The sequence below is a fragment of the Orbus sasakiae genome (genome assembly GCF_039542345.1).
Lineage (GTDB): Bacteria > Pseudomonadota > Gammaproteobacteria > Enterobacterales > Orbaceae > Orbus > Orbus sasakiae.
In genome coordinates, this window is record NZ_BAABHY010000013.1 from 48822 (window position 1) to 74413 (window position 25592).

Consider the following 25592-nt stretch of genomic DNA (forward strand, 5'->3'; position numbering starts at 1 on the left):
GTTGTTCAGATAAATTCGCCCATATTGCATTTGCCTCAATATGGGCTGTGATGATAAATAAACGTTATATTGACATAGCGTTTAATTCAATCAAAATAGATAACACGATGTTGCTGTTAATATTCATGAGATAAATAATGCTGATTTATATTATAAAAAAGATACTCTCTTTTTTGCTTATACTGCTTTTATTGTCTCTTATTAGTATTAGCATTATTTACTATGCACCGCATTCACCATTTGAAAATTTATCGTTGCTCGATGCATATGATGTTTTTTACCATCAATTTATCCTTAATCAATTTAGCTTTGCTAACCATACCATGTGGGAAATCATCGCTCAAATTGTATTACCCACTTTTGAACTGGCCATTTTAGCCATTATTTGCTCAATCATGATTGGCTTCCCAATTGGTATCTTTGCTGGCTTAACCCATAGTAATAAGACCAACCATTTTATCAAATTTGTCTGTTTAGTGCTTTATGCTAGCCCAATCATATGGCTTGCCGTATTAGTAATGTTCATGCTTTCAACTGACTGGATTTTTACCCGAAATACAAGCTATCAACCGATTGCAAACAGTTTATCGCTGTTAGATGTTGCATTAACGCCCAGCATTGATAAATTAACGATACTGATGAATGAAATCAAGCATCTGTTAATACCCGTTATGATTTTAACCATTCAACCATGCATAATTACGATTCAACTGGTTAGCCAACGCGTAAATGTGACCGCTCATCAAAATTATATTAAAGTTGCCAGCATCCGTGAAAATTCATCATTAAAGGTGCTATTTCGTCATTTACTACCTAATGCGATTCCGAAAACGATTCCCCAATTAACCTATAATATTACGACATTGCTATTTTCAACCATGGCGATTGAGATATTATTAAACCGTTCGGGCTTAGGTACGTGGCTATTTTGGGCATTTCACCAACAAGATTATACAATTATCGCTGTCGCCATTTTTAGTTGTGGTGCTCTCGTCAGTTTACTTACGTTACTGAGCGAAATCATTGTCGTCATGGTCTATCCAGTACAATCAAGGGCGCTCTATGAATAACGTTATACGTTCTTTGATTCAGCACAGTATTAATTTAAAAAATACTATTCATAGTAATATTTACATGATTATTGGTTGTTATGGCATATTTGCAATTATTTTTGTCTGTTTAGCAACAAAGTGGATTTTTAACGCTCAACTGGCGCCAATATTTGATCATCTACTCCCCCCTGCTTGGCAAAATAATGGTGATATCAACCATATTTTAGGTACCGACAATTCTGGCCATGATATTTTTAATTATTTGCTCATTAGCTATAAAACAACCTTAACATTAACGTTACGCACAACCTGCTTTGTCCTGGTTATTGGTGCAGTGATTAACTATTTACTCTTTTTTATCCCCGCGTTGAGAGGCTTAATTGCGATACTATTTCGACTCGTTATTGCCATCCCACCACTGTTAAGTGCCATCGTGATAGCCCTTGTCTGGAATAATCAGATTGATTCAATATTATTGATCGTAGGCATATCCTATTTACCCAGATTTGTGCATAATGTACACAGCCAAATTATGCAAGAGTGGCAAAAAACCTATATTACAGCTCACCGTTTAGATGGAATCTCTACGCCAAAAATTTTGAATGGCTACATCGTGCCGAATATTTTTCCAGCGTATTTAACCGAAGTTGTCGCCCTATTTAGCCATATTATTTTGGCATTATCGGTGCTAACCTTTTTAGGTTTTGGTGACAATTTGAATTTACCTGATCTTGGGATTATGATGTATCAAATGTTGACCATCATGAAAACCAATTATTGGGCATTTGTGTCAGCTGGATTAGCCATTATGGTGACGGTATTGTTTATCCATATGTTCAACTTAGGCGTACATATGATATTAACAAAACGTGTGGAAAATTAATTATGGCCTTGCTTGATATTCGTAACCTTACAGTCGAATTTATTACGCCAAATGGCTTGCTACGTGCCGTCGATCGTGTGAATTTAAAACTCAATGCTGGTGAAATTCGAGGATTAGTTGGCGAGTCTGGTTCAGGTAAAAGCCTAATAGCTAAAGCCATTCTTGGTGCAACCAATAACAATTGGAAGGTCACCGCGGATCGTTTTTATTTTGATAATATTGATTTATTAAAATTGTCACCAAAACAAAGACGCAAAATTATCAGTGCCAATATTTCGATGATTTTCCAAGAGCCTCAGTCGTGTTTAGATCCCACCATGAAAATCGGTCGTTTATTGATACAATCTATCCCTTCATGGACGTACAAAGGTCGTTGGTGGCAGCGCTTATTTTGGCGTAAAAACCGTGCGATTGAGTTATTGCACCGCGTTGGTATAAAAGAACACAAAGAGATCATGAGCGCATACCCTTATGAGTTAACAGAAGGTGAATGCCAAAAAGTTATGATCGCAATAGCCTTAGCGAATCAGCCTAAATTATTAATTGCTGACGAACCGACTAACTCAATGGAATCAACAACTGAAGCGCAGATATTCCGTTTGTTAGCCAGCCTCAATCAAAATTCAGGCACCACTATTTTATTGATTAGTCATGACTTACAAATGGTGACACGCTGGACCGATCGTATCAACGTGTTATATTGTGGACAAACAGTTGAAGTCGCTGACAGTGAAGAATTGATTAAAAAATCCTATCACCCTTATACCCAAGCTTTAATCTTTGCAATTCCGGATTTTGGCAAAGCGATTGCTCACAAAAGTCCACTCAACTCATTACCTGGCGTCATTCCGCCACTTGAACACTTACCGATTGGTTGCAGGCTTGGCCCCCGTTGCCCTTATGCACAACGCAAATGTATCGAAACACCAAAGTTAATTGCCATTAAAGATCATGCGGTAGCTTGTCATTTCCCACTCAATACTGAATTACCGGACAACAAATCATGAATCCTGTATTAAAAGTACGTAACTTATCTAAACGCTTTAAAATTCCGAAGGGATTGTTTGGACATATTAGTATTGATGCAGTAAAGCCATTGTCCTTTTCGCTCAATGAAGGTAAAACGCTCGCGATTATAGGTAAAAACGGTTCAGGTAAATCAACGTTGGCTAAAATGTTAGTCGGTATGATTAGCCCAGATGCTGGCGATATTTGGGTTGAAGACCAAAAATTGGAATACGGTGATTACCAAACCCGCTGTAAATTAATTAGAATGATTTTCCAAAATGTCGATAGCTCATTTGATCCACGCTTAAAAATTGGCAAGATATTGGATATCCCATTAAAACAAAATACCAAATTGTCGGCAAACCAACGTGAACAGCTAATTTATGAGGTACTCAAACAAGTCGGTTTATCGGCTGAACATGCTTCCTATTATCCATCGGTCATGGCCGCAGGGCAAAAGCAGCGGGTTGCTTTAGCTCGGGCTCTCATCTTACAACCAAAAGTTATTATTTTTGATGAGGCCCTGACCGCGCTTGATATTTCAATGCGTTCGCAAATTATAAACTTGATGTTGTCATTGCAAGAAGAACAAAAATTATCTTATGTTTATGTCACGCAAGATATTGGTATGATGAAGCATATTAGTGATCAAATTCTTGTGATGCATAATGGTGAAGTCGTTGAAAGTGGTAATACTGCTGAGGTACTCGCTTCACCACTGAGTGATATTACTCAAAAATTAGTTCAAAGCTATTTTGGTGAAGCATTAACAGCGGACACGTGGCGCACTGACACCCGTTTTAATTAATCAACTTTTTTTTTAAATGCTATGTTGGTTGTGCCAATCTTATGACGATTTTCGTTAAATAAATTCTCATTAAGAATAGCACCAGCCTGATATTTTACGCTTTCTTATCATTAAATTTCGTTTACTTGATCAATTTTTTACCTTTCAATCACATTTTTATAATTTTACCTATATCAATTCTACCAATAAAAATAGATTTAAATCAGGCAGTCATGTGTAATAAAAGACAATTACCATCGGTATTTCGCGACAAAACCCCACACTTTAATGTTGAATATGCACACTTTAATGGATAATATACACCGTAAAAATAACGATATAAGGAAAAACGATGCAATTATCAAAAATAACAAAATGCTTACTTGTTGTCATTCCATGTTTAGCGTTTGTGGCTGATGCAACAGATAATAATGCTAAAATCGTCGTAAATAATCCTACGTTTTTAACAACCACTCCTCATACCAATTATATTACCGATAATAATGCTTACAGCGCGATTCAAAATCACCAAAATAAAGTTTATTTTGATTTTGATAAATCGATAATCAAGCAAAATTTCGCCACCATTTTAGATAAACATGCGAAGTATCTACTAGCACACCCATCATTCAACATTATGGTTGAAGGGCATGCTGATGAGCGTGGAACATCAGCCTATAATTTTGGATTAGGGGAAAGACGAGCCCAAGCAATCAAGGACTATTTAGTGCAAAAGGGTGTCGCTTCATCACAAATTTATACCGTTTCGTATGGTAAAGAAAAACCTGCTGTGTTTGGTCATGATGCTCAGTCATATGCTCAAAACCGTCGCTCGGTCATTATTTATTAATACGCTACTATTTTTTAATTAAAACCAGATCAATGAAAACTAATGATCATATTTGTTTTTTTGCTTCTATTATTTAAGCAATGATCCAAATGATATTAGTACCTAATTTACTCGTTACCCAATGCGTCAATGGAAATGCGTTGTTTATACATCATTCAGCAATAGTGCTCAGTTGGAAATGGATTAGTTAATGAATATTAATCTGACGTTCAACATGTGAATTGCTGATGTGTAATTACCCCATCAACTGCAGATGACAAAAATTAAGCAAAACAACTAAAAGGAATTAGATATCAATTTAACATTACTATGCTATTAATTTTTTAATAATTTCTTATAATTTTATTTATATTTAACTTATAAGATCATGGTAATTATCAATATTTCATTCTTAATACATTTATATGGACCTCATACATAGAATGTATTTTTGAGACTAACTAATTATTTAATAATTATTTGTTGGTAATAACAAGAATTGTTGTCACCACTTTTGATAGCCTTTGACTATCATAAATAAGTACATTGATCTGTTTAACAGATCAATGTATAATAAAAAAGGTTTGTAAAAAAATTACAAATTAAATCAAAAAAAATATAAGGAGAAAACTGATGAAATTAACAACAAAAGTAAGATCGTTTTTAGGTAAGTTTGTAAAAAACCAACAAGGTGTAACGGCAATTGAGTATGCCATTGTAGCAGCAGGGGTTGCCGCAGTTGTACTTGTTATTTTTAACAAAGACTCAGGACCTGTTTTTGAAATGTTAACGGGTGTATTTAACGCTTTAAAAACCAAATTAACTGGCATCATTGGTTAATTACTATAATTTTAAGCAACATTTTATAGGTGAAGCGTTTGAATTTTTTCTTAAAAATTAAATTATTTTCCATTAAATTTATAAAAAATAAGCAAGGTTCAAATGCTGTTGAGTATGCCATTATAAGCGCCAGTATCGCAGCAATAATACTGGTGATTTTTAAAAGCGAGAGTGGCAACTCTATCTATGATCTGCTATCGAGTGTATTTGAAACAATCAAAAGTAAAATACATTAATCATAAATAATAAAGCTACTAGCAGATCAGTAGCTTTTAAATAAAAACAATATGATAACGAGATATTATGCTTGATGAACGATTTAAATTTTCTCAAGAATGGGGCAAAATTCGCGATTTAGTTTTTCAAACACTGAATCTTGATCTTATTGAAGAATTAAAAAATGATCCTAACCGAATTCAACGAGAAATTCAGACAATAATTAGAGATATCATCAATTCAGGCAATGCATATATTACAACGGATGAATCGGTTGTTTTGGCAAACATGATATGTGATGAAATTATTGGTTATGGCCCAATCGATTCATTGATGAAAGATGAGACCGTTAATGATATTTTAGTTAATGGCCCGTATAGTATTTACGTTGAACGCGCTGGTGTTTTAAGTAAAACCAACAAATTTTTTATTAATGATCGTCAACTGATTGATATTGCAAGGCGCCTTGTCAATAAAATTGGCAAAAATATTGATGAATCCCATCCCTTAGTTGATTCACGAATGCCTGATGGTAGCCGATTAAATGTCGTTATTCCACCCATTGCAATTGATGGCGCATCGTTATCGATCCGTAAATTTGGTAAAGGAAGCCGTACGTTCCACGATTTAATTCAATTCGGATCATTGAATGAAGATATGGCAAATTTCCTCGTTATTGCCGCTCGCTGCAGAATGAATATTATTATTTCAGGGGGTACTGGTGCAGGTAAAACCACCCTACTTAATGCTCTATCACAATTTATAGGCGAAACGGAACGAACGATCACCTTAGAGGATGCCGCCGAATTACGATTACAACAAGATCATGTTGTAAGAATGGAAACCCGAGTCGGTGGTGAGGATGGTCGAGGCCAGGTCACAATGCGTAATCTCTTAATTAATGCATTACGAATGCGTCCAGATCGTATCATTTTAGGTGAGTGCCGTGGTGAAGAAGCATTCGAAATGTTACAAGCCATGAATACCGGACATAATGGCTCTATGTCAACCTTACATGCGAATACCGCAAAAGATGCCTTATCCCGTTTAGAAAGTATGATTATTATGGCTCAGGCTGAACTGCCTCTTGTTGCCATTCGACGTTATATTAGCTCTTCAGTAAATTTTGTGATTCAGATATCTCGTTTACCGGATGGTCAACGTAAGATAACCAGTATTACCGAAATCGTGGGTTTAGAATCAGACAATGTTGTGACCCAAGATGTTTTTAAATTTCATATCAATGATGAAAGAGATGAGCAAGGAAAGCTGCAAGGTAAATTTGTTTGCAATGGTCTGATCAAACGTTCAGCTCTGTACGAAGGTGCACAATATTATGGCATGGCAGATGTCCTTGAAAAGTTGATGTTAAAAGCTGGAGGAATTTCAGTATGATTTTAGTGCTTGCTATTGCGCTCATATTTGCTGCATTCATCAATATTTTAGCCTTACGTAGACGGACAAAACGGTTACAAATTTTTGATAAAATTGAAACCAAAAATCTTTCCTTGTCCGCGCTTGTTGAAAGTCAATTAGCCCAACAAAAACAGACATTTTGGCAAAAAATGGTGTTTGATACAAAGCAAACCATCAAATCATATTTTAATCTATTAATGATTGGCCAATCCAAAGTGACATTATGTGGTTATCTCTTTGTGGGTATCGCCGCAGGGATGATTTTTAATAATTATTATATTGGTATAAATCGTTATCTCGCTATAGTTCTTAGCTTTGCAATATCCATCCTTGCAATTCTTTATATTAAAAAACGCAAATTGGCCAAAGAGTTTTACGAGACATTTCCTGAAGCACTCGGGACCATTGCAGGCGTCGTATCTTCTGGTTATGCCATCACCACCTCGTTTAAAACATGTGGTGATTCAATCAGTGGTGTCGTCGGGAGTACAATGAAAGAGATACATAACCGTATGGAAGTGGGTGAAAGTATTGAAAGTGTTCTACTTTCATCATATCGGCAACTACCATTTCAGGAATATTATTTTTTTATTTTAACGGTTATGGTTAACCTTGATAGTGGTGGTGAACTCAAAGAAGTGCTCAATCGTTTGTCTAAAATGCTGACAAACAACCGAATTTTAAATAAAACACGAGACAGTAAAACGGCTGAGCTACGAATGACGATGATCATCTTAGCGTGTATTCCTTTTGGTTTTATTCTACTGCTAAAAGTCTCTTCACCCATGCATTATGACTATCTCGTTGGAACCACTGTCGGTCACTATATTCTGTATTACGTTGTCAGTAGTGTCGCCATCGGTATCTTTTTCATTAAGAACATGATTAGTAAGATTATTTAAACTATGAATAACGTATTGAATATACTCATTCCTATCATTTTAATCGTGATTTCGAGTAAAGAAATCATCAGTTCTTATGCTTCATACCGCCGAAAAGCAAAAATGTGCCTTTTTTTAAATGATGCAAATCCAGAAAAGAAAGTCCCTAAAAAGCATCTTAACCAAAAGCATGTCGCGTTTGAAAAAATTGTTGCTAAAAATAGTTTAACGGTCAACTTTTTGCGTCGTTTCCAAGAAGAGAGTATGTGGAAAATCTATGCGGTGATTATTGGATTTTCTTTATTTTATCTGTCGAACCAATTATTTTCTTTTATTACGGTAAATTCAAACACACTCATCATCATTTTGCTGTTTATTACTATCGCCGTCATTATTTTACCTGATCGTATTGTTAAAAGACAAACCGAACGAAAAATTCGTCATATTTCGCGAGACTTACCCTTAATTATTGACATGATGGCGATCATGGTTAAATCCGGTATGACGGTTGAGAATGGCTTTAGATATTTAAGCGGTAAAGTCAAAGTCATCAATAATGATGTCGCTACCATTTTAGAAAGAGCGTGTTTGATGATGGATGTCAATGGCATCGAACAGGCAATTGATTTAATTCACCGGGAAGTGCCCTGTAAAGAAGTTAGGATGTTTTGTGTTACGTTAAGACGAAGTATTAGTTATGGTAACTCAATTTATGATGCTCTACTTGAATTGTCTGCTGAAATTCGTGAGTTACAAAAATTGAGTACAGAGGAGAAAATTGCGGCTATTTCCGCCAAGATGACATTACCCATGATGGGATTTATTTTAGTTCCCGTGCTTGTCATTGTCGCAGGTCCAGTTGTAATGAATATCGTATCAATGTTAAGTAAAGGAATATAGAGACAATGAACCATTTTTCAACATACAGTCATGTGCGGCTATACGTTATCGCTATTTGCTCGCTGCTATTTTTGATAACCGGATGCCAAAACAATACATTAAAATACAGTTTAGATGAGCAGCAAAAAATTTATATTCATGAAACAACAAAGAATTACAGCGGTCTCATCGAACTTTATAAAACGCGCTTAAAACAAAATGATACCGAGCTCACGCGATATAAACTTGCACAGGCTTATTACCTGTCCAATGACTTTGACAGTGCTAAACGCGTTTTAAAACCGATCATAAGCACCTCCCGCGATGACCATACATTAGTTTTATATGGCCGAGTGGAAGCTAAACTCGGTCAATATCAACAAGCACTTGTTCATTTAGAGCAAGCATTAACCATTAATCCTAAAAATGGTGAAGGCTATAATTTAAAAGGTATCGTGCTAATTAAGATGAAACAATATGATGCAGCGCGTTATGCTTTCATTCAAGCGAGAGACACGTTTTATGACGAAAATAAAGTTATCAATAATTTAGCCATGCTATCAATCTTAAACCAAGAATATGCTCAAGCTTATAAACAACTTAATGTCTTATATAATAAAGGGTACCGTAATCGCGCGTTATTACATAATATCCTTTATACCCTTGTTAAACTTGATCATGAACAACTTGCAAAAACCTTTTGTATTGAGCATAAATTATCGCAAAATCCGACCATTTTGATTCAAGAATTAAAACAAATTGAACCGATCAATACCATCAAGTTTAACGAAATCGTTCCTGAACAAGAAAAAAATCAAAAACAATTTAGCTTCGAAAAAATTGCAGAACAGCAAAAACAGCTTACAGCAAATCCGAAAACAGCACAAAAACCAATCATTGTACCCAAAGCGGTTACTAAAAATTCCGTTGCAAAAACACAATCGACGATTGTCGCGGTGCGTTCTGGTGAACATCCAACCTTTAGCCGAATTACATTAGAAACAACGCATAAACTCGATAAAAGTCATTATTTGATCGAGCAATTATCACCAACCAAATTCAGGGTAACCCTTTATGACGTAACCTTACCAGCTGGTGGGATCAACTATGTCAAGAATCGAATTTCAAACAGTAATCGCGATTTTTTACAGGTGAATACAACGCTGACAGCAGAAAAGACATTAGTCATCGATATTCAAACCAAACAAAATTCGATAGTAAAAGATTTTTATGCAGGTCTTAGCGCTAAACAGAAAGGTCACTGTTTTGCATTAGATTTTTACTCAATTAATAAGTAAGAGTCAATGGAATGATAACGACAAAACATATTTGGAGCCTGCATGAAAGATAAGAAATTAATTGTGTTATATATATTAATGCTCATTGTGGGGTTAGCGTTACTGTTTACTAAATCATCACCAACCCCACCCGTGGTTGAAAAGCCGGTTGAAACGAAAGTTATCGTCACTGAGCCACCAAAACCCAAAACTCAAATCGTCACTATTGCTGTCGCTAAAAAGGATATTAGCGAACGCACAATTTTTACAAAAGATGATTATTATTTTAAAACAACTGAAGTTGATGCTGACTCAGCAGAAAAATATATCAACAGTGCCAATGAAATTGATGCGTATGTCGCGAAACAGAACATTGCGGCAGATACGTTTATACAATATGACTTTATTGCCTCACCATCATCGAGTGAATATATCGCCTTGTCTATCAAGGAAGGCGCTTATATGTTCCCTTTTGTGATAAGTCAAACGGATGCCTATCTATTAAAAAACCTTAGGAATGGTGATCTCGTTGATTTGTATGTGTTATATGGTGCAGAGACAGTCACCTCGCGAACTATTACCGAAGATAAATTTGTTTCACCGAGCCGAGATTTTATTACCAACAGAATCAAACCGATCATTGTCGGTAAAAAAATTATTTTTATTGAACCCCATACTGAAGATAATCTCAAATCACGAGAAAAAACAGTCGGTGAAATTCAATTAGAGCTCTCAAATCAAGAAATAAAGTTACTTCGAACGTTAATGACTAACTCGACTGTAATGATGTACCCAAGCACATTTGAAGAAAATATTGATGATGGATTGATTTTATTAAGCGACAAAGAGAGAACTTGGCCATTATCAGACAGAGATATTTTTTCGGGAACACAAATAAATAAGCTAAAAGGTAATTAACCATGCGAATAAAACTAAAAAAACATTTAAACCTTATCCGATTATTGGCTTGTGTCTTCTCTATAAGTTTACTATCAGCCGCGCACGCTAATGTTCATAATTTACAAATTGGTCAAAGTAAAACCCTTGTTTTACCACAAGGTGTCAGTACCGTATTTATCAGTCAAGACAGTGTTGCTAACTATGAAGTCGTTGGTGATAAATCACTGATTTTATATGGTAAATCTAATGGCAAAGCAAGCCTATTGGTGTATGATGCAGAAGGCCGCCTATTAATTAATGACACAATTAATGTTGATCCTGTGTTGTATCAAATTACCAACCGCTTAGCACAACATTTTCCTAATAGTAATATCACCATTGACCGTTATGCGAGTATTGAATCAAATAACCGCTTTGTTTATGTCCTCAATGGTTCAACGCCGGATACCGCTACAAAAGAAAAAATCATGGCTTTAGTCGGCGCAGCTGTTGGGCAAAATAGTGAGCGTATACGCACTGAATATCAAAATGAAGGCGGCAATAAAGCAAAAGCAATCACCTTTTTAGATTATCGCCTTTATGACAATATTGTCGACAATATAAAAGTCATTGAAGAGTATCAAGTCAATGTTAAGCTGACTTTTGTTGAAGTAAACAAAGATTTTACTGATGCACTCGGTATTGAATGGCAAGGACTCACTTTAGGCAGTATGCTAGGAAGTGCCGCCAATACCAATCCTATCGGTGAATTTACTCTATTAGGTCTAAAAAAGGGCTTTGATATTGGTAATATCACCACTATTATTCGCGCAATTAAAACTGACCGTTTAGCCAAAGTCCTTGCTGAACCCAACCTATCAGTATTATCGGGCGAAAGTGCCTCTTTTTTAGTCGGCGGTGAAATTCCAATTGTCTCAAGTGATTCAAATGGTAATTCAAATGTCACATATAAAGACTACGGGATTAAACTCGACATTAGTACAAAAGTTAATAACGATAAGCGCATTCGTTTGTTTATTACTAATGAGTTTAGTTCGGTTTCAGGATCGTATGCTTTTAATAATTATACAATACCAACATTATCGACACGTAAAACCAGTTCTACCATTGATTTAGCAGACGGTGATAGCTTTGTGATTGCGGGATTAATCAGTGAAAAAGATGAAGAACAACTATCTCGTGTTCCCTTTATCAGTGATATTCCAATTTTAGGCGCTTTAGCACGTAGTGCATCTACCACTCGCGCCAAAACTGAAATGGTTGTCTTTGCTACCGTTAAATTGATTTCACCTAAAAATAGCTTCGATAATGTTGAATTACCGATGTTTGAACGCACGGATGTGATAAACAGTTTTTTCAATGTGAATAACAATATGAATAAACAGCGTAGTAAGACCATACCAATTTCAAATGAAAGTGAAAAATTTATCAGCCATATGGGCTTTATTGAATAAAGGATTATCGAGGTTCTTATGCAACTATTTGGCAATAATCAAAGTAAAGAAAATAACCTAGCTAATGAGTTATCACAAGAATTTGTTGTGGGTCGTATTTCTGGATTTCAAGTCGCAATTTTAAGCAAAAGGAGTGATTTGATCGACAAAATTCGTTCTATCCTTTTTTTGTATAACGTGTTGAGTATCGAGGTGATGGCGTTAGAATTATCCGCGTTAAAAGAGGACCCGATTTGGAATAAATTTGATGCGATTATTCTCGATATTGGTGATTTAGATGATGCAGAGCTCCTATCTGAAAATGTTAATCGCTATATTCCGATCAAATCAACCGTCATCTTAGTCGGTCGTAATGATTCGATCTCTTTTTATGAGCTGTTACTAAAAAAAGGGATCCACTTTTTATTAGAAGATAGTCAGCTAGAAAAAATCCCCTCTATTTTACATACACGTAGTTTAACGCCACCAGGCTCAAGCAAACGTGTGGGCAGTGTCGTGTCATTTATTGGCTGTAAAGGCGGCATCGGCACATCATCGTTGGCTGTCCATACACTCAAAAGAATCAGTAGTTTGACCAATTATCCACTCCTTTACATTCAGGGGGTTACAACCAGTCCAAATGCCGATTTTTTATTAGAAACCCCCATCCCACAAGATGGTTCATTAATTGAAGTTGATAATTCACTAAAAGTCAAAGTCGAAACCGTTGAAAAAGCTTGGCAATATGATGATCTTGACTCCGGAACCTTTAATATTACGGTGCTTGAACAGAATATGGGATTAAGCAGCTCATTTACGCATTTAGACAGTATTGTTAATCTTTCTAATATTATTTTTATCGTCATTAATCGCGACCCGTATTCCATTAAAATTGCAAAAAAAATACTAGAAGAAATTGCGCGTTCGACCAGCAAAAATACAGAGTTACTCAATAAACGTGTTTTAGTCTGCTTAAATGATAATATCCCTTACGATAAAAAAAATGCCTTACAAAACTCAGATATTGAAGAATTTTTAAGTCGAAAAATTGATTTTAATCGTAAATATATTGGCAACGCAGATAAATTTAAAAAAGCCCATACGAGTGATGAAATTAAAGCGATTTCAGCGGCAGTGATCGGTAATAAAAAAATTGTCAAAAAGACACTATCACTGAGTTTTTTACCGTTTAAAAAACGACGTAAAGTGACGTGATAGACACCACTCGGGAGATACTTATGATCAAATTAAGTCGATCATTGTTTACAGAGCGCAAAGCCAGTGTTTCGGTTGAATTTGCGATCGTCTTTCCTTTTTTAATTCTGTTATTTTTATTTGTTCTTGAATTTAGCCGAATCATGTTTATTGGCTCAGCATTAGATTTAATGACCGCAGAGATCACGCGAAAAACAGCGATCTCTGAAAGTCAGGGAATTAATTATGCGCAAAGACTGGAAGACATTATAGAAGATGAGGTTCCTTTGTGGCCCTACCTCACTAATGCCAATGATTTTCAAACAACCGTCACGTATTGTAAATCAGTTCAAGACGTGCTCAATGATGCTTGCCTGCCAACCAGTAGCAAAGACAGCCACATCATCTTATTTAAACTCGAATACCAATACTATGCGGTCTTTAATACATTATTTAGTCGAATGCTTGATTCATCTTTAACAAAAAAAACAATCGTTTATCGTGAATTTTATCTTTAAGCGTTTTATGCAAGGAAAATGGATGATGAAATATTATAAAAAGTTTTTACGCAATAAAGATGGCATCATTTCGATTGAATTTGCGGCGTGTTTTTTTATCTTTTCTATTTTAGTTTTTATTATTTACGATATTTACAGTTCGATTATGCTACAAAGTCGGCTTGAACGCGTCAATTATGCCGTCGCAGCAATTTTTCGCGAACGATCATCTATTTACCCCATTATTGATGATACACAAAGTGGTAATAGTGTTCATTCATTATGCCGAGTCAACGGCCATGCTTGCTTCAACTCTTACGAGCTATTTAATGACGGCCAAATTGAGCAACTCCAGTCATTGGCGTCATCCCTTTTAGACCGCCCGGTTGCGATAAAAGTCGATGCCTTGTTTATTTTACAAGATGCAAACTATCCAAAAGATTTGACCCGAGCATTATTACTCAATATCAATGGTGAATTTTGCCCAGAGGGTGCTTGTAATGGCGGAATAAATAATTACTTTAATTCATTACCAAGCATGACAGATAATTCCACATCATCCGTTACCAATTATTCTAAATTGGTGCCCTATGTGCCAAGAATGTACGATGCTAATAGCGGATTATCGGGTCGATGGATTCCGTTATATCGAGTCAGTATGTGCGTTGTAAATGAAGAGAGTCTCTATTTAAAATGGATTAATTCAAATCGACACACTGATCAGGTCTTTCCTAATTTATGCAGTAATAGTGTCGTGTTATCACGTTGTAATGATATTTTTGACGCGGATAGTACAGCCTGTCCCATTTATCTTCGTTGATCGTCTTTATAGGAGCAGGTATGAAAAAAGCACTGACCAAATTACAACGCACTCATTATAAACGCGCTTTTTTGAGCAATAACACCGGTAGTGTGATTGTCAGCTTTGCAATCATGTTACCGACTATTTTTATCTGTATGCTCGTGTCGATTAACTATACTCAATCAATGCGAACTCGAGCTCAAATTTCTGAAGCAACCAATGAAGCGTCACTTGCTATTGTTGCCATTAATAATGAAAATACCAATATCACCGCCGTTGAGCAAAATAAAAAAGTCGCTTTAAACTATCTGAATTATTACTTAAATAAAGCCGTGAGTGATAATGAAAATGACGCTTATATTGATATTCAATATAATCAAACTAAACGCGAATATTACGTCACTTATCGGCAAACGTTTGATACTGTCATTGATCATCAACAGCTTAGTGAATCAGCAAAGCAGACGGTGATTTCTAATAAAACAGAATCTTATGGCAACACGCGAAAAACCTATATGTCAGAAACATTTGATGTTGCTTTTATTGCTGATTTTTCTGGTTCGGGGTCTTGTCCCTACAATAATTATAACTGTAATGATTATGTCGGTACAATCAATGATACCCAGCGCCTTGCTTATATGAAAACTGCGATATCAAGTATTATCGATGAGTTTAAACATTATCCTGAATACCGGTTTGCACTTGTACCCTATGATGTTGGTGTGCCCGTTGTAAATAACCAAACCAATCCGGCTGGTGGAGAAAGTTATGCATGTTCAGTAATGTATAAAATGAAAACACCCTTTGATGACATAGATTATAATTTTTGGGCCAATAAAAATATTTTATACACTAAATGGAGTCGTTTAAAAGAAAACAATATTATTAGCGATTATTTAAATTATGATTATATAGGTAATTATGAAAACCCAATATTTTACTATTTAGATTATTACTACTATTTCTACTATGCGAAAATCATTGGCCCAGCGCTGGGATACTATAATAATCAACAATTGGTTGATGGTGGCTTATGTATATTCCAAAATTATATTGATCAACCGAACATGGGATCCGCACAATATGCATGTGGTATTAATAATAGTGATTATCCATTAAACACCAATAACCGTAATATTGTCAGAAATCAGTATGCAAAAATAGTACAGCTTTACGATTATATGTTTTCTGGTAATTATCCAAATGTTCATTACTCATTTGCAAATACTCAAACCGTTGATGTACTTGGTACAATAGATACGCTTTTTAGCCAGATGAATAACAATACCATTACCTTTAATCGTTCTATCTCACCAACGGTCGCTGATTTTTCACCGTTTCAAGGCATGTGCCAATCGCCCTTGTACAACAACAATATCATGAGTGAAAAAATGGTTAATTTGTCATATTATCAGCGATTTAATGAAGCATCAAAACATGTTAAATCGTTCTCCTTATCACCGTATCTCATCCCATTTAGTGATGCAGAAGATCATAATGTAAATTTACTTAATGAAATAAAAAGTGGTGAGTGGAGACCTGGTGGGGGTACCGATACGATTACAGCACTACTAAGAACCGTTCCTATCATGGCAAAAAGTAATGCCTTAAATAAAGTTATGATCATTATCACTGATGGAAAAGATGATGTGGGTGCAGATGAACTACGAGAACAATTTTTAGAAAATGGGACCTGTCAGGCAATTACAAACGGCTTAACATCCGTGACGAACCAAAAACACGGTTATATAGATAAAGTAGCCAAAAGCGCAGTGATTCACTATATCAAACTCGATCCTAATGCCAGCCACCTCACGACAGACAGTGATTATCAAGCGGTCTACGGTAGCTGGTATACGCAGTGTATGAATAGTGATAAACAGTTTTTACATGTTGCCACTGATTATCAATCGTTACTTGATGCAATGCGCAAAATTGTTATTTCTGAAACGGGTTCATTTATTAATAAAAATTAGCGTTACTGTGGGAATAGGAGCAAATATGCAAGTCAATAAAAGCATTACATTTTTAATTGCCTGTTTTTGTTTTTCATCACTGGCAGGCACGCGTACTGACTCGATTATTTTATCGACAAAAAGTATTATTTCTGGTGGCATTGGGCAAACTAATTCTGTTGATACTGGGATTACAATTGAAAATGGCGATCTATGGATCTGGGGATTCCGGGGTTCAGGGCAGCAAGGCAATGGTCAATCCGTTGTATTACAATGGAATCCACCAGAAAGAGTCAGTAATTTTGTTAAAAAAGGGCTAAATGTTACTCAAGTTGCAGCTGGAATATATCATATTATTGCATTAGATGATAAAGGTAACGTCTGGGGTTGGGGCCAAAATGGCTACCAAGAAGCGGCCGGTGGGTTATATTCAGGTTACCCTAATACCCCTGTATTAGTTTTAAAAGATAAAAATGTTGTACTGATTGAAGCCGGTGAATATGTCTCTTATGCCTTAACAAAAGATGGGGATGTCTATGCATGGGGTCATGGTATTTATGGGCAAATTGGTAATGGCAATAAAAAATCCGTCAATCACGTATATAAAATCCCTCGTTCTCAATTTGATAACCGACCAGTTGTGTTAATTGGTGGGGCTTATGAGGGGGGGTATGCAATTAATGATTTGGGTGGTGTTTTTGCATGGGGGGATGATCAAAATGATTCATTTGGCTATGCCAGAGCCCCAAAAGAACATGTTTATGTCACAACACCAATACAAATATATAACTTAGGTGGCATAGACGGTGCCCAGATAAGACATATTTGTGGGGGGGAAGCATTTACCAACTTTTTAACGTCATCGGGTGATGTGTATGGCATGGGACGCAGTAATATGCTTGGTATTGGAAGCGACAAAAGTCACGTAAAAGATAACGTCACCACCCCTGTTCATATTACCAGCAATGTCACCTCATTATATTGTCGTTATGGTGGCAGTGTGGCGATTACGCATAATGCTGAAATCTTAACTTGGGGATTTGATAATAACCAATTTGATATGTATGGTATTTATCCAATAAATCGTACGTATTATGGTGATTTAACCAAAATAGATGGTGGCAAAGAACATATTCTTTACTGGAATGACAAAGGTGAAGGCTATGGTGTCGGTTATGGTGCAGGAAACAAACTATCACAATCAAGTAACCATAATGTGTCTTGGCCTGGCGTAAAATTACAATTTGTTATTGATGCCATGAAAAAGGTTTACGGACAAGATTACATACCAGGGCAAGGCCAATGATAATAGATAGCGGATTGATTAATGATCTTCTGATTTTGACCATTTGGGGATGTTTATTGATATCGTGTTATACCGATTTACGATATCGCATAATATCGAATTATATCGTCATTACTATTTTTATTTTGACGATTTTAAATGCAGTTTTTGGACAAGGTCAACTCAACTATCTGGCATCAGGCATTTTTTTAGGATTAGGATTATTGCTGTTTTATTGTCGATTAATTGGTGGGGGTGATATAAAACTGATTACGGTTTTATTAATCTCTATCCCGCCAAATAGCGTACTGTTTTTTCTTATTGTGATTACATTAATCGGATTACCTTTAGCCATAATTGTATTACTGTATAAATTATTTTCGCAATCCAAAGCCGCCATCACATTACCTTATGGCATTGCTATTAGCGGCAGTTATATTATGACATCGATAACATTACTGACAACATTGATGAATTAAATTTGACATAAAGCGCCAAAATACTTGAACGAGAATATTATTCTTAATTTCTTTTCATTCCGTTTTTAAACTTTGCTATACTCCCGCCTGTTTTTTGCATCATGATATGACTAAAGAACATAATATGATGCAACACTGACGTTACTTTGTATCAAAACTCGGTATATATATCACATTTTGTAAAGAGAATAATTGCTAAACAGACAAATAACGTCTATTTTGCATTGCTTTCTTATTAGTACGAGCATGGCATTATGCTCGCCAACAATAACAACGGAGTAATAACATGAATACTGGAACAACGATGAATAATCATGATTCAGCAGCTGAGGAACGGCTAAAAACCCCTGAAGGTAAAAAAGATTTTATTAAAGCCACATTATCTTGCTGGCTAGGTACGACGATGGAATATGTCGACTTTGCTTTATATGGACTTGCTGCTGGACTTGTATTTGGTGATATTTTCTTCCCTGGCGAAACAAAAACCGTCGCACTTTTATCAAGCTTTGCTACCTACTCAGTCGGCTTCTTGGCAAGACCGATTGGTGCAATCTTTTTTGGCCGTCTAGGTGATAAAAAAGGCCGTAAGCTTGTCCTTGTGATAACTATCGCCTTGATGGGAATTTCAACCACTTTAATTGGTTGTATTCCGAGTTATCATACTATTGGAATCTATGCTCCAATTTGTTTAGTCATATTACGATTTGCACAAGGGTTTGGTGCAGGGGCTGAGTTATCAGGTGCTACCGTTATGCTAGGTGAATATGCACCAACTAAGCATCGTGGTCTTATTGCATCAATCATAGGCATTGGTTCAAATACAGGAACCCTTGTTGCCTCTGCAGTATGGTTATTAGTACTGACACTCGGTACTCAAGCGGTGATTGATTGGGCCTGGCGTATACCATTTATTGCGAGCGCGTTAATTGCTGTTGCTGCAACACTCATTCGCCAACATGTCCGTGAAACCCCAGTATTTGAAAAACAACAAACTGAAAATGCGCAAGCAGAACAAACGCCACCGACTGTCAACGAAAAACAACCTAAAACGATTCGAACATGTTTAAAAAGCAATAAAGCCTTTTTCGTTATGCTGGGTTTACGTATCGGTGAAAACGGCCCTTCTTATCTTGCACAAGGTTTTGTTATTGGCTATGTCGTAAAAATTTTAGGCGTTAACCAAACTATTCCAACTGTTTCAGTGCTCATTGCCTCTTTACTCGGGTTTATTGTGATTCCATTTGCAGGTTGGCTGTCTGACATATTTGGGCGTCGGATTATTTACCGTATTTTCTGTTTATTATTGATGATTTATGCTATCCCGGCCTATCTATTACTTGAAAGCCGCGATCCATTGATTGTTGGTTCGATCATCGTTACTGGTATGTGCCTTGCTTCACTGGGTATTTTTGGTGTTCAAGCCGCTTATGGCGTTGAACTCTTTGGTGTAAAATCACGTTATTCAAAAATGGCACTAGCTAAAGAGTTAGGTGGTATTTTATCTGGAGGTACTGCCCCATTGGTTGCATCGGCATTGTTTGCTTATTTCGGTTCATGGTGGCCAATTGCCATTTACTTTGCATTGATGGCAACAATTGGATTTGTGACAACCTTCTTTGCACCAGAAACACGTGGTCGTGATTTAAACTCACCAAATGATGCCATTTAATCTTGCTGTATTCCTCACTAAACAGTGAGGAATAGCTTAACGAATAGAGTAATGATATGGTAAAAAGAATTATTATTGATTGTGACCCAGGTAATGGTATTCCTGGTGCCAATGTCGATGATGGCTTAGCAATAGCATTAGCGATTGCCAATCCAAATATAGCCTTAGAACTGATCACCACTGTTTCGGGTAATACGCCTAGAGATACGGGCTATCATGTAGCAAAAACAATGTTGGACTTGCTTAGCTTAAACATTCCTGTTGCTAAAGGCGCAGCTCAAGCATTATTAGAACCGGCGGCACCGTGGCGTGAACATTTAGATAATAATGTCAAAAAACAAGGGCTACTGCACCTTTGGCCACAAACTAATACCAACACAATGATTGATCACGATCTTTCGGTTAATGCGGCCCAAGCCATCGGTGAACTTGTTTGTAATAATCCACATCAAATATCAGTTGTCGCAATAGGCCCATTAACCAATATCGCACACACCATTCAACTCTACCCTGAATTTGCTCATTCAGTGGCTGAAATTATTATAATGGGTGGTGTATTTAATGTACCTGGCTATCTGAAAGATACGAATTTTGCTATCGACCCAGAGGCCGCTCATATTGTCTTAAATAGTGGTGCAAACATTACACTTGCTCCTTATGATGTGACCACCACCACCATGCTAACTCATCATGATCTTAATATCATTGCCAAAAATGATGATCAGTTAAGCCAATATATAGTCACGACAACACGACCCTGGATGGATTTTTCAATGCAAACCCGCCATATTCCAGGGTGTTGGATTCATGATGTATTGTGTGTTGCCTATTTAATTGATCCAACGTTTATGGTATCTCAAGAGTATGTGGTTGATGTCGCGTTAGAAGGCGCTTATACGAGAGGCAGTTCAAGACGTTGGAAAAAAAATGGTTTACGATTAACGGTTGGCATGCCGCCGTTACCACAATCAACCATCAATGTCATTGAACAAGTTGATAATCAAAAACTGTTATCTATCATTTTTAATTCACTCGCACAGTATGCAAGATGATCAGAAAAAACAATTTACCGACAACTCGGTTATGCGTTGTCGGTAAAATAATCATTTATAAATAACGGCATAAATATGCAGTTGGTTCAACAACTTGAACATTAAATTCTGCTTTACCCTGCACATGGAAAACCTGACCTGCTTCAAAAATTTGCCAGTCAGTTGCCGATGGTAACAATACATTTAAAGAACCAGAAATCACGGTCATTTCCTCTGGCTTATTGGTACTAAACGTGTATTCTCCTGGTACCATTACACCGACACTCGATTCACCACTTGTTGCATTGGTAAAACTGATCGATTTCACTTTTCCGGTAAAATATTCATTAACTGTTAACATGCTTAAGCCCTTTTTTGTGAATTAAGTTTGATTGACACTATTTAGTATATACGCAATCAATCACAAGCGATATAAACATAAAAAGAATTAATCTCACTAAAATAGTGCTAATAGGTGGTGCCAAAATAGGGATACATGGTACTGAAAAAAAACCAAATTTATCGTTAGCTTTTATCATTTAAATAGCTTGTTATAAAAATAATCACTTGATTTAATTAGCAATTATCATTGTAGTCAAATTTATCAATTAACAATATAGATGAATATTGATATTTTTTAATAAAATTATCATTGATTTAATTAACAATTCCGTCCAAAATTAGCGGTTCAGCATGTGCTGTCTAACAAAAGGTAACCACCCGAGATATGGAATGGATCATGGATCCAACAATTTGGATTGGACTCTCAACACTTATTGTTCTTGAGATTGTTCTTGGTATTGATAATATCGTTTTTATCGCAATTCTTGCCGAAAAACTCCCACCCGAAAAACGTGATCATGCTCGTATAATAGGCCTTTCTTTAGCCCTTATTATGCGTATTATTTTGTTAATGTTCACCGGATGGCTTGTCACATTAACAACACCAATATTTTCAGCTTTTGGTATGAATTTTAACGCACGGCAACTGATTATGTTAGTTGGTGGTGTGTTCTTATTATTTAAAGCGACAATGGAGTTAAATGAGCGGCTCGAAGGTAAATCGCACGAATCAACCAAGCAAAAGAAAACATCTCACTTTTGGACAGTTGTCGCTCAAATTGTTGTGCTTGATGCGGTTTTCTCTTTAGACTCCGTTATTACCGCTGTTGGTATGGTGGAGCATGTACCAATCATGATTGTTGCAGTGTGTTTTGCAATGGTTATCATGATGATTGCAAGTAAACCCCTGGCAAACTTTGTTAATACGCATCCAACGATTGTTATTTTATGTTTAAGCTTTTTATTAATGATTGGTTTCAGCCTTGTTGCAGAAGGATTTGGGTTCTCAATACCTAAAGGATACTTATATGCTGCAATCGGCTTCTCGATCATGATTGAGTTCTTCAATCAAATGGCAAGTTTTAATCGCAGACGTTTTTTAAGCAAAAAACCATTGCGTCAACGAACTGCTGAAGCGGTATTAAACCTGCTTAAGGGAGATTCCGAAGATGAAGATCTTGATAGTAATACTAAAGATTTAGTCGCCGATGCAGGACGTAAAGCAGCCGTTTTTAATGCCCAAGAACTCGGTATGATTGAACGCGTTTTAGGCCTTGCTCAGCGTTCAGTCAGTAGCATTATGACATCAAGACAAAATGTTAAAATGCTTAATATTAATGATGACCGTGAAGAAATTTTAAAAGAGATTACTGAAAATCAGCATGCTCGTCTGATTGTGACTGATAATGTATCGATTGATGAACCGATCGGGATTGTGCAAGTGAATGATCTTTTAAAAGAGGTACTGCATAATCGTAAAGATATTTCGATTTCTAAACTGGTCAAACAACCATTAATTTTTCCAGAAACCATCTCTTTGTTGGTTGCGCTTGAACAATTTAAAAATGCCAAAACGCATTTTGCTTTTGTTGTCGACGAATTTGGTTCAATGCAAGGTATTGTTTCGGTCACCGATGTGATTGAAACCATTGCAGGTGAATTTCCAACCGAAGATGAAGATATTGATGTCAGACACGATATTCAGTGCTGCGGTGAAAACTGCTGGATCGCCAATGGCTATACTCCACTTGAAGAACTGGTACGATTTGTTCCGATTGAATTGGATGATAAGCGTGAGTACCATACCTTGGCTGGATTAGTGATGGAAAAATCGCAACATATCCCTGAAGTTGGTGAAATCATTCAGGCTGGTGATTATCTATTTGAAATTTTGGAAGTCGATAGTCATCGGATTATTAAAGTCAAAATTACGCATGTCGATCATGCAGAATATCAGATCTAATTAAGCATGGTAGGAAGGAGCAATTCTTCCTATCGTCATTTTAAATCCTTCAAAAATCACCATCAGATTTTTTGCAATTTCTGCAGAAAAATATCAAAATATTTAACAAAATAAGTTAAAAATACGCTAAACTAAGCCGGATTATTATTATATTGGATGAATTATTTTAAAGGAGGTGAAAATGCATGATACAGGGCCACTACTTGCAGCAATCATTGGCGGTATCGTTTTAGCTGCTATTTTAGGTATGCTGGCTAATCGATTGCGAATTTCACCTTTAGTCGGTTATTTAATTGCCGGCATTATTTTTGGACCTGCAACCCCAGGTTATGTCGCGGATACAGCCATTATCAGCCAGTTAGCTGAAATTGGCGTCATTTTATTAATGTTTGCCGTTGGCCTACACTTTTCCCTTAAAGATCTATTATCCGTAAAATCAATTGCGATTCCTGGTGCCGTTGTGCAAATTGCCGTTGCAACATTGCTAGGTATGGGATTATCTGCCGTGATCGGTTGGTCAATTACCACCGGTTTAGTATTTGGTTTGTGCTTATCGACTGCCAGTACCGTCGTACTTTTACGTGCACTCGAAGAACGCGATTTAATTGAAAGTAAACGTGGCCGTATAGCAATAGGATGGTTGATTGTTGAAGATTTGGTGATGGTATTAACTTTAGTCCTTTTACCACCAATTGTCACCATGCTTGGTGATAATGACCATGTTAACTTTTGGGATATTGTCATCGAAATTACTAAAACCATTGGCTTAGTGATTATTTTTATTGTGTTAATGATTCTAGTCGGTCGCCGAGTGATACCGTGGTTATTGGCGAAAAGTGCCAGTACCGGTTCGGAAGAACTTTTTACACTTTCTGTTCTCGGTATTGCATTAGGTATTGCACTCGCTGCAGTACAACTGTTTGGCGCATCCTTTGCACTTGGGGCATTCTTTGCTGGAATGGCGCTCACCGAGTCTGAGCTGAGCCACCGTGCAGCCAATAATATTTTGCCGTTAAAAGATGCTTTTGCGGTATTATTCTTTGTTTCAGTTGGGATGCTTTTCGATCCTCAGATTTTGATTCAACACCCTATTGCCACATTATCAACAGTCGCTATCATCATTTTTGGTAAATCCATTGCGGCCTACTTGATAGTACGCGTCTTTGGACATACCAAACGTACCGCGTTAACAATTTCAGCAAGCCTTGCACAAATAGGTGAATTTGCCTTTATTCTGGCGGCACTGGGTAAATTATTAGGTGTGTTCCCAAATGAAGCCTATAGCCTGATCTTAGCCGGTGCCATTATTTCGATTGTGATCAACCCATTCATCTTTAATCTTGTTGAACATTACTTATCTAAAACAGAGAGCATTGTCGATAAGATCATCGACCCAGTGGCAGTGATTAACCAACAAATTCCGAAAGGGCTTAAAGGACATGCAATACTCGTGGGGCATGGCCGATTAGGGAGTACCATTGCAAGGCAACTGAGAGCTCGCGGTATCCCTTTTGTTGTTGTAGATAACTCACTCACCTTAATTGAACAATTGCGTAATGATGATGTCATTGCCGTATTTGGTAATGCATCAAAATCAGAAACGCTTGAATTAGCTCAATTACAAACCGCAAGATGGTTAATTATTTCGACACCTAATGGTTACGAAGCTGGTGAAATTTGCTCGCAAGCACGAGAGGCAAGACCCGATCTTGAGATTTATGTTAGAGCATTTTATGATGACGAAGCAGAATACATTGCCGAACATGGTGCAACGGGTGTTATCACGGGTGAAGAGGAAATCGCTAAACATATTTTGGCATTATTACACTTAGATCCAACAACCCCTCAGGAAACAGAATCTGCCGAAACGGAAGAAGAAAAGTTAGAAAAAGAGAAAAAAATCAACATACCAGTAAATGCTAACTTACCAGAAGGAAATGGTAGCCCTATCGAATAAAAATACTTGACCTTGCT

22 protein-coding genes and 1 pseudogene are annotated in these 25592 nt (G+C 36.6%); 22 read left to right on the forward strand and 1 reads right to left on the reverse strand.

The genetic code is table 11. The features are described from left to right. Positions 1-173 precede the first annotated feature (173 nt). The 20 genes from ABEA36_RS12470 to ABEA36_RS12565 all read left to right on the forward strand — a co-directional run bounded on the left by ABEA36_RS12470 (position 174) and on the right by ABEA36_RS12565 (position 21334). Positions 174-1070 carry an ABC transporter permease subunit gene (locus tag ABEA36_RS12470; RefSeq protein WP_345492673.1) on the forward strand — a complete coding sequence of 299 codons (897 nt, stop codon included), beginning with the start codon at positions 174-176 and terminating at the stop codon, positions 1068-1070. Next, complete coding sequence (locus tag ABEA36_RS12475; RefSeq protein WP_345492674.1) at positions 1063-1935, forward strand: ABC transporter permease subunit; 873 nt, start codon at positions 1063-1065, stop codon at positions 1933-1935. Before ABEA36_RS12470 ends, ABEA36_RS12475 begins: the two co-directional genes overlap by 8 nt. Positions 1936-1937: 2 nt before the next feature. Further along, positions 1938-2942 carry a peptide ABC transporter ATP-binding protein gene (locus ABEA36_RS12480; protein ID WP_345492675.1) on the forward strand — a complete coding sequence of 335 codons (1005 nt, stop codon included), beginning with the start codon at positions 1938-1940 and terminating at the stop codon, positions 2940-2942. Beyond that, positions 2936-3751: a peptide ABC transporter ATP-binding protein gene (locus ABEA36_RS12485; RefSeq protein WP_345492707.1), complete on the forward strand. Its 816-nt coding sequence runs from the start codon at positions 2936-2938 to the stop codon at positions 3749-3751. Before ABEA36_RS12480 ends, ABEA36_RS12485 begins: the two co-directional genes overlap by 7 nt. 331 nt (positions 3752-4082) lie before the next feature. Then, positions 4083-4580 (forward strand): peptidoglycan-associated lipoprotein Pal, encoded by a 498-nt coding sequence (gene pal, locus ABEA36_RS12490; RefSeq protein WP_345492676.1) that lies wholly within the window; start codon positions 4083-4085, stop codon positions 4578-4580. Between the two features lie 612 nt (positions 4581-5192). Further along, positions 5193-5399, forward strand: coding sequence for a Flp family type IVb pilin (locus tag ABEA36_RS12495; protein WP_345492677.1), 207 nt, complete (start codon positions 5193-5195; stop codon positions 5397-5399). A gap of 303 nt (positions 5400-5702) precedes the next feature. Then, a complete protein-coding gene (locus ABEA36_RS12500) occupies positions 5703-7010 on the forward strand; it encodes a TadA family conjugal transfer-associated ATPase (protein WP_345492678.1) in 1308 nt (435 codons plus the stop codon). Further along, a complete protein-coding gene (locus ABEA36_RS12505) occupies positions 7007-7933 on the forward strand; it encodes a type II secretion system F family protein (RefSeq protein WP_345492679.1) in 927 nt (308 codons plus the stop codon). Before ABEA36_RS12500 ends, ABEA36_RS12505 begins: the two co-directional genes overlap by 4 nt. Before the next feature lie 3 nt (positions 7934-7936). Then, on the forward strand, positions 7937-8812 hold the full coding sequence (locus ABEA36_RS12510; protein ID WP_345492680.1) for a type II secretion system F family protein: 876 nt from the start codon (positions 7937-7939) through the stop codon (positions 8810-8812). Positions 8813-8817: 5 nt separating this feature from the next. After that, positions 8818-10089, forward strand: coding sequence for a tetratricopeptide repeat protein (locus ABEA36_RS12515; protein WP_345492681.1), 1272 nt, complete (start codon positions 8818-8820; stop codon positions 10087-10089). Positions 10090-10131: 42 nt separating this feature from the next. Further along, positions 10132-10986: a CpaB family protein gene (locus tag ABEA36_RS12520; protein ID WP_345492682.1), complete on the forward strand. Its 855-nt coding sequence runs from the start codon at positions 10132-10134 to the stop codon at positions 10984-10986. Positions 10987-10988: 2 nt separating this feature from the next. Further along, positions 10989-12422 carry a type II and III secretion system protein family protein gene (locus ABEA36_RS12525; protein ID WP_345492683.1) on the forward strand — a complete coding sequence of 478 codons (1434 nt, stop codon included), beginning with the start codon at positions 10989-10991 and terminating at the stop codon, positions 12420-12422. Between the two features lie 18 nt (positions 12423-12440). Then, positions 12441-13616 carry a CpaE/TadZ family protein gene (locus tag ABEA36_RS12530; protein WP_345492684.1) on the forward strand — a complete coding sequence of 392 codons (1176 nt, stop codon included), beginning with the start codon at positions 12441-12443 and terminating at the stop codon, positions 13614-13616. A 23-nt stretch (positions 13617-13639) separates the two neighbouring features. Beyond that, on the forward strand, positions 13640-14113 hold the full coding sequence (locus ABEA36_RS12535) for a TadE/TadG family type IV pilus assembly protein (protein WP_345492685.1): 474 nt from the start codon (positions 13640-13642) through the stop codon (positions 14111-14113). A 22-nt stretch (positions 14114-14135) separates the two neighbouring features. Further along, a complete protein-coding gene (gene tadF / locus ABEA36_RS12540) occupies positions 14136-14912 on the forward strand; it encodes a tight adherence pilus pseudopilin TadF (protein WP_345492686.1) in 777 nt (258 codons plus the stop codon). A 20-nt stretch (positions 14913-14932) separates the two neighbouring features. Beyond that, on the forward strand, positions 14933-16870 hold the full coding sequence (locus ABEA36_RS12545) for a TadE/TadG family type IV pilus assembly protein (RefSeq protein WP_345492687.1): 1938 nt from the start codon (positions 14933-14935) through the stop codon (positions 16868-16870). 25 nt (positions 16871-16895) lie between these two features. Next, positions 16896-18155 (forward strand): RCC1 domain-containing protein, encoded by a 1260-nt coding sequence (locus ABEA36_RS12550; protein ID WP_345492688.1) that lies wholly within the window; start codon positions 16896-16898, stop codon positions 18153-18155. Continuing rightward, complete coding sequence (locus ABEA36_RS12555; protein ID WP_345492689.1) at positions 18152-18613, forward strand: A24 family peptidase; 462 nt, start codon at positions 18152-18154, stop codon at positions 18611-18613. The genes ABEA36_RS12550 and ABEA36_RS12555 overlap by 4 nt, the downstream gene beginning before the upstream one ends. A 286-nt stretch (positions 18614-18899) precedes the next feature. Further along, the gene (locus ABEA36_RS12560; protein ID WP_345492690.1) at positions 18900-20282 is read left to right on the forward strand and encodes an MFS transporter; all 1383 of its coding nucleotides are present in this window, start codon (positions 18900-18902) and stop codon (positions 20280-20282) included. A gap of 56 nt (positions 20283-20338) precedes the next feature. Beyond that, positions 20339-21334: a nucleoside hydrolase gene (locus tag ABEA36_RS12565; RefSeq protein ID WP_345492691.1), complete on the forward strand. Its 996-nt coding sequence runs from the start codon at positions 20339-20341 to the stop codon at positions 21332-21334. 55 nt (positions 21335-21389) lie between these two features. On the opposite strand, the gene ppnP is transcribed toward ABEA36_RS12565, so the two are convergent. Then, the gene (ppnP, locus tag ABEA36_RS12570; protein WP_345492692.1) at positions 21390-21674 is read right to left on the reverse strand and encodes a pyrimidine/purine nucleoside phosphorylase; all 285 of its coding nucleotides are present in this window, start codon (positions 21672-21674) and stop codon (positions 21390-21392) included. 366 nt (positions 21675-22040) lie between these two features. On the opposite strand from ppnP, the gene ABEA36_RS12575 reads away from it, so the two are divergent. Together ABEA36_RS12575 and ybaL are read left to right on the forward strand one after the other, a co-directional pair. Next, entirely contained in the window at positions 22041-23618 is a 1578-nt protein-coding gene (locus ABEA36_RS12575; protein ID WP_345492693.1) for a TerC family protein, read from the forward strand. Between the two features lie 181 nt (positions 23619-23799). After that, positions 23800-25467: pseudogene (gene ybaL / locus ABEA36_RS12580) on the forward strand (YbaL family putative K(+) efflux transporter); the annotation flags it as partial. Positions 25468-25592 lie beyond the last annotated feature (125 nt).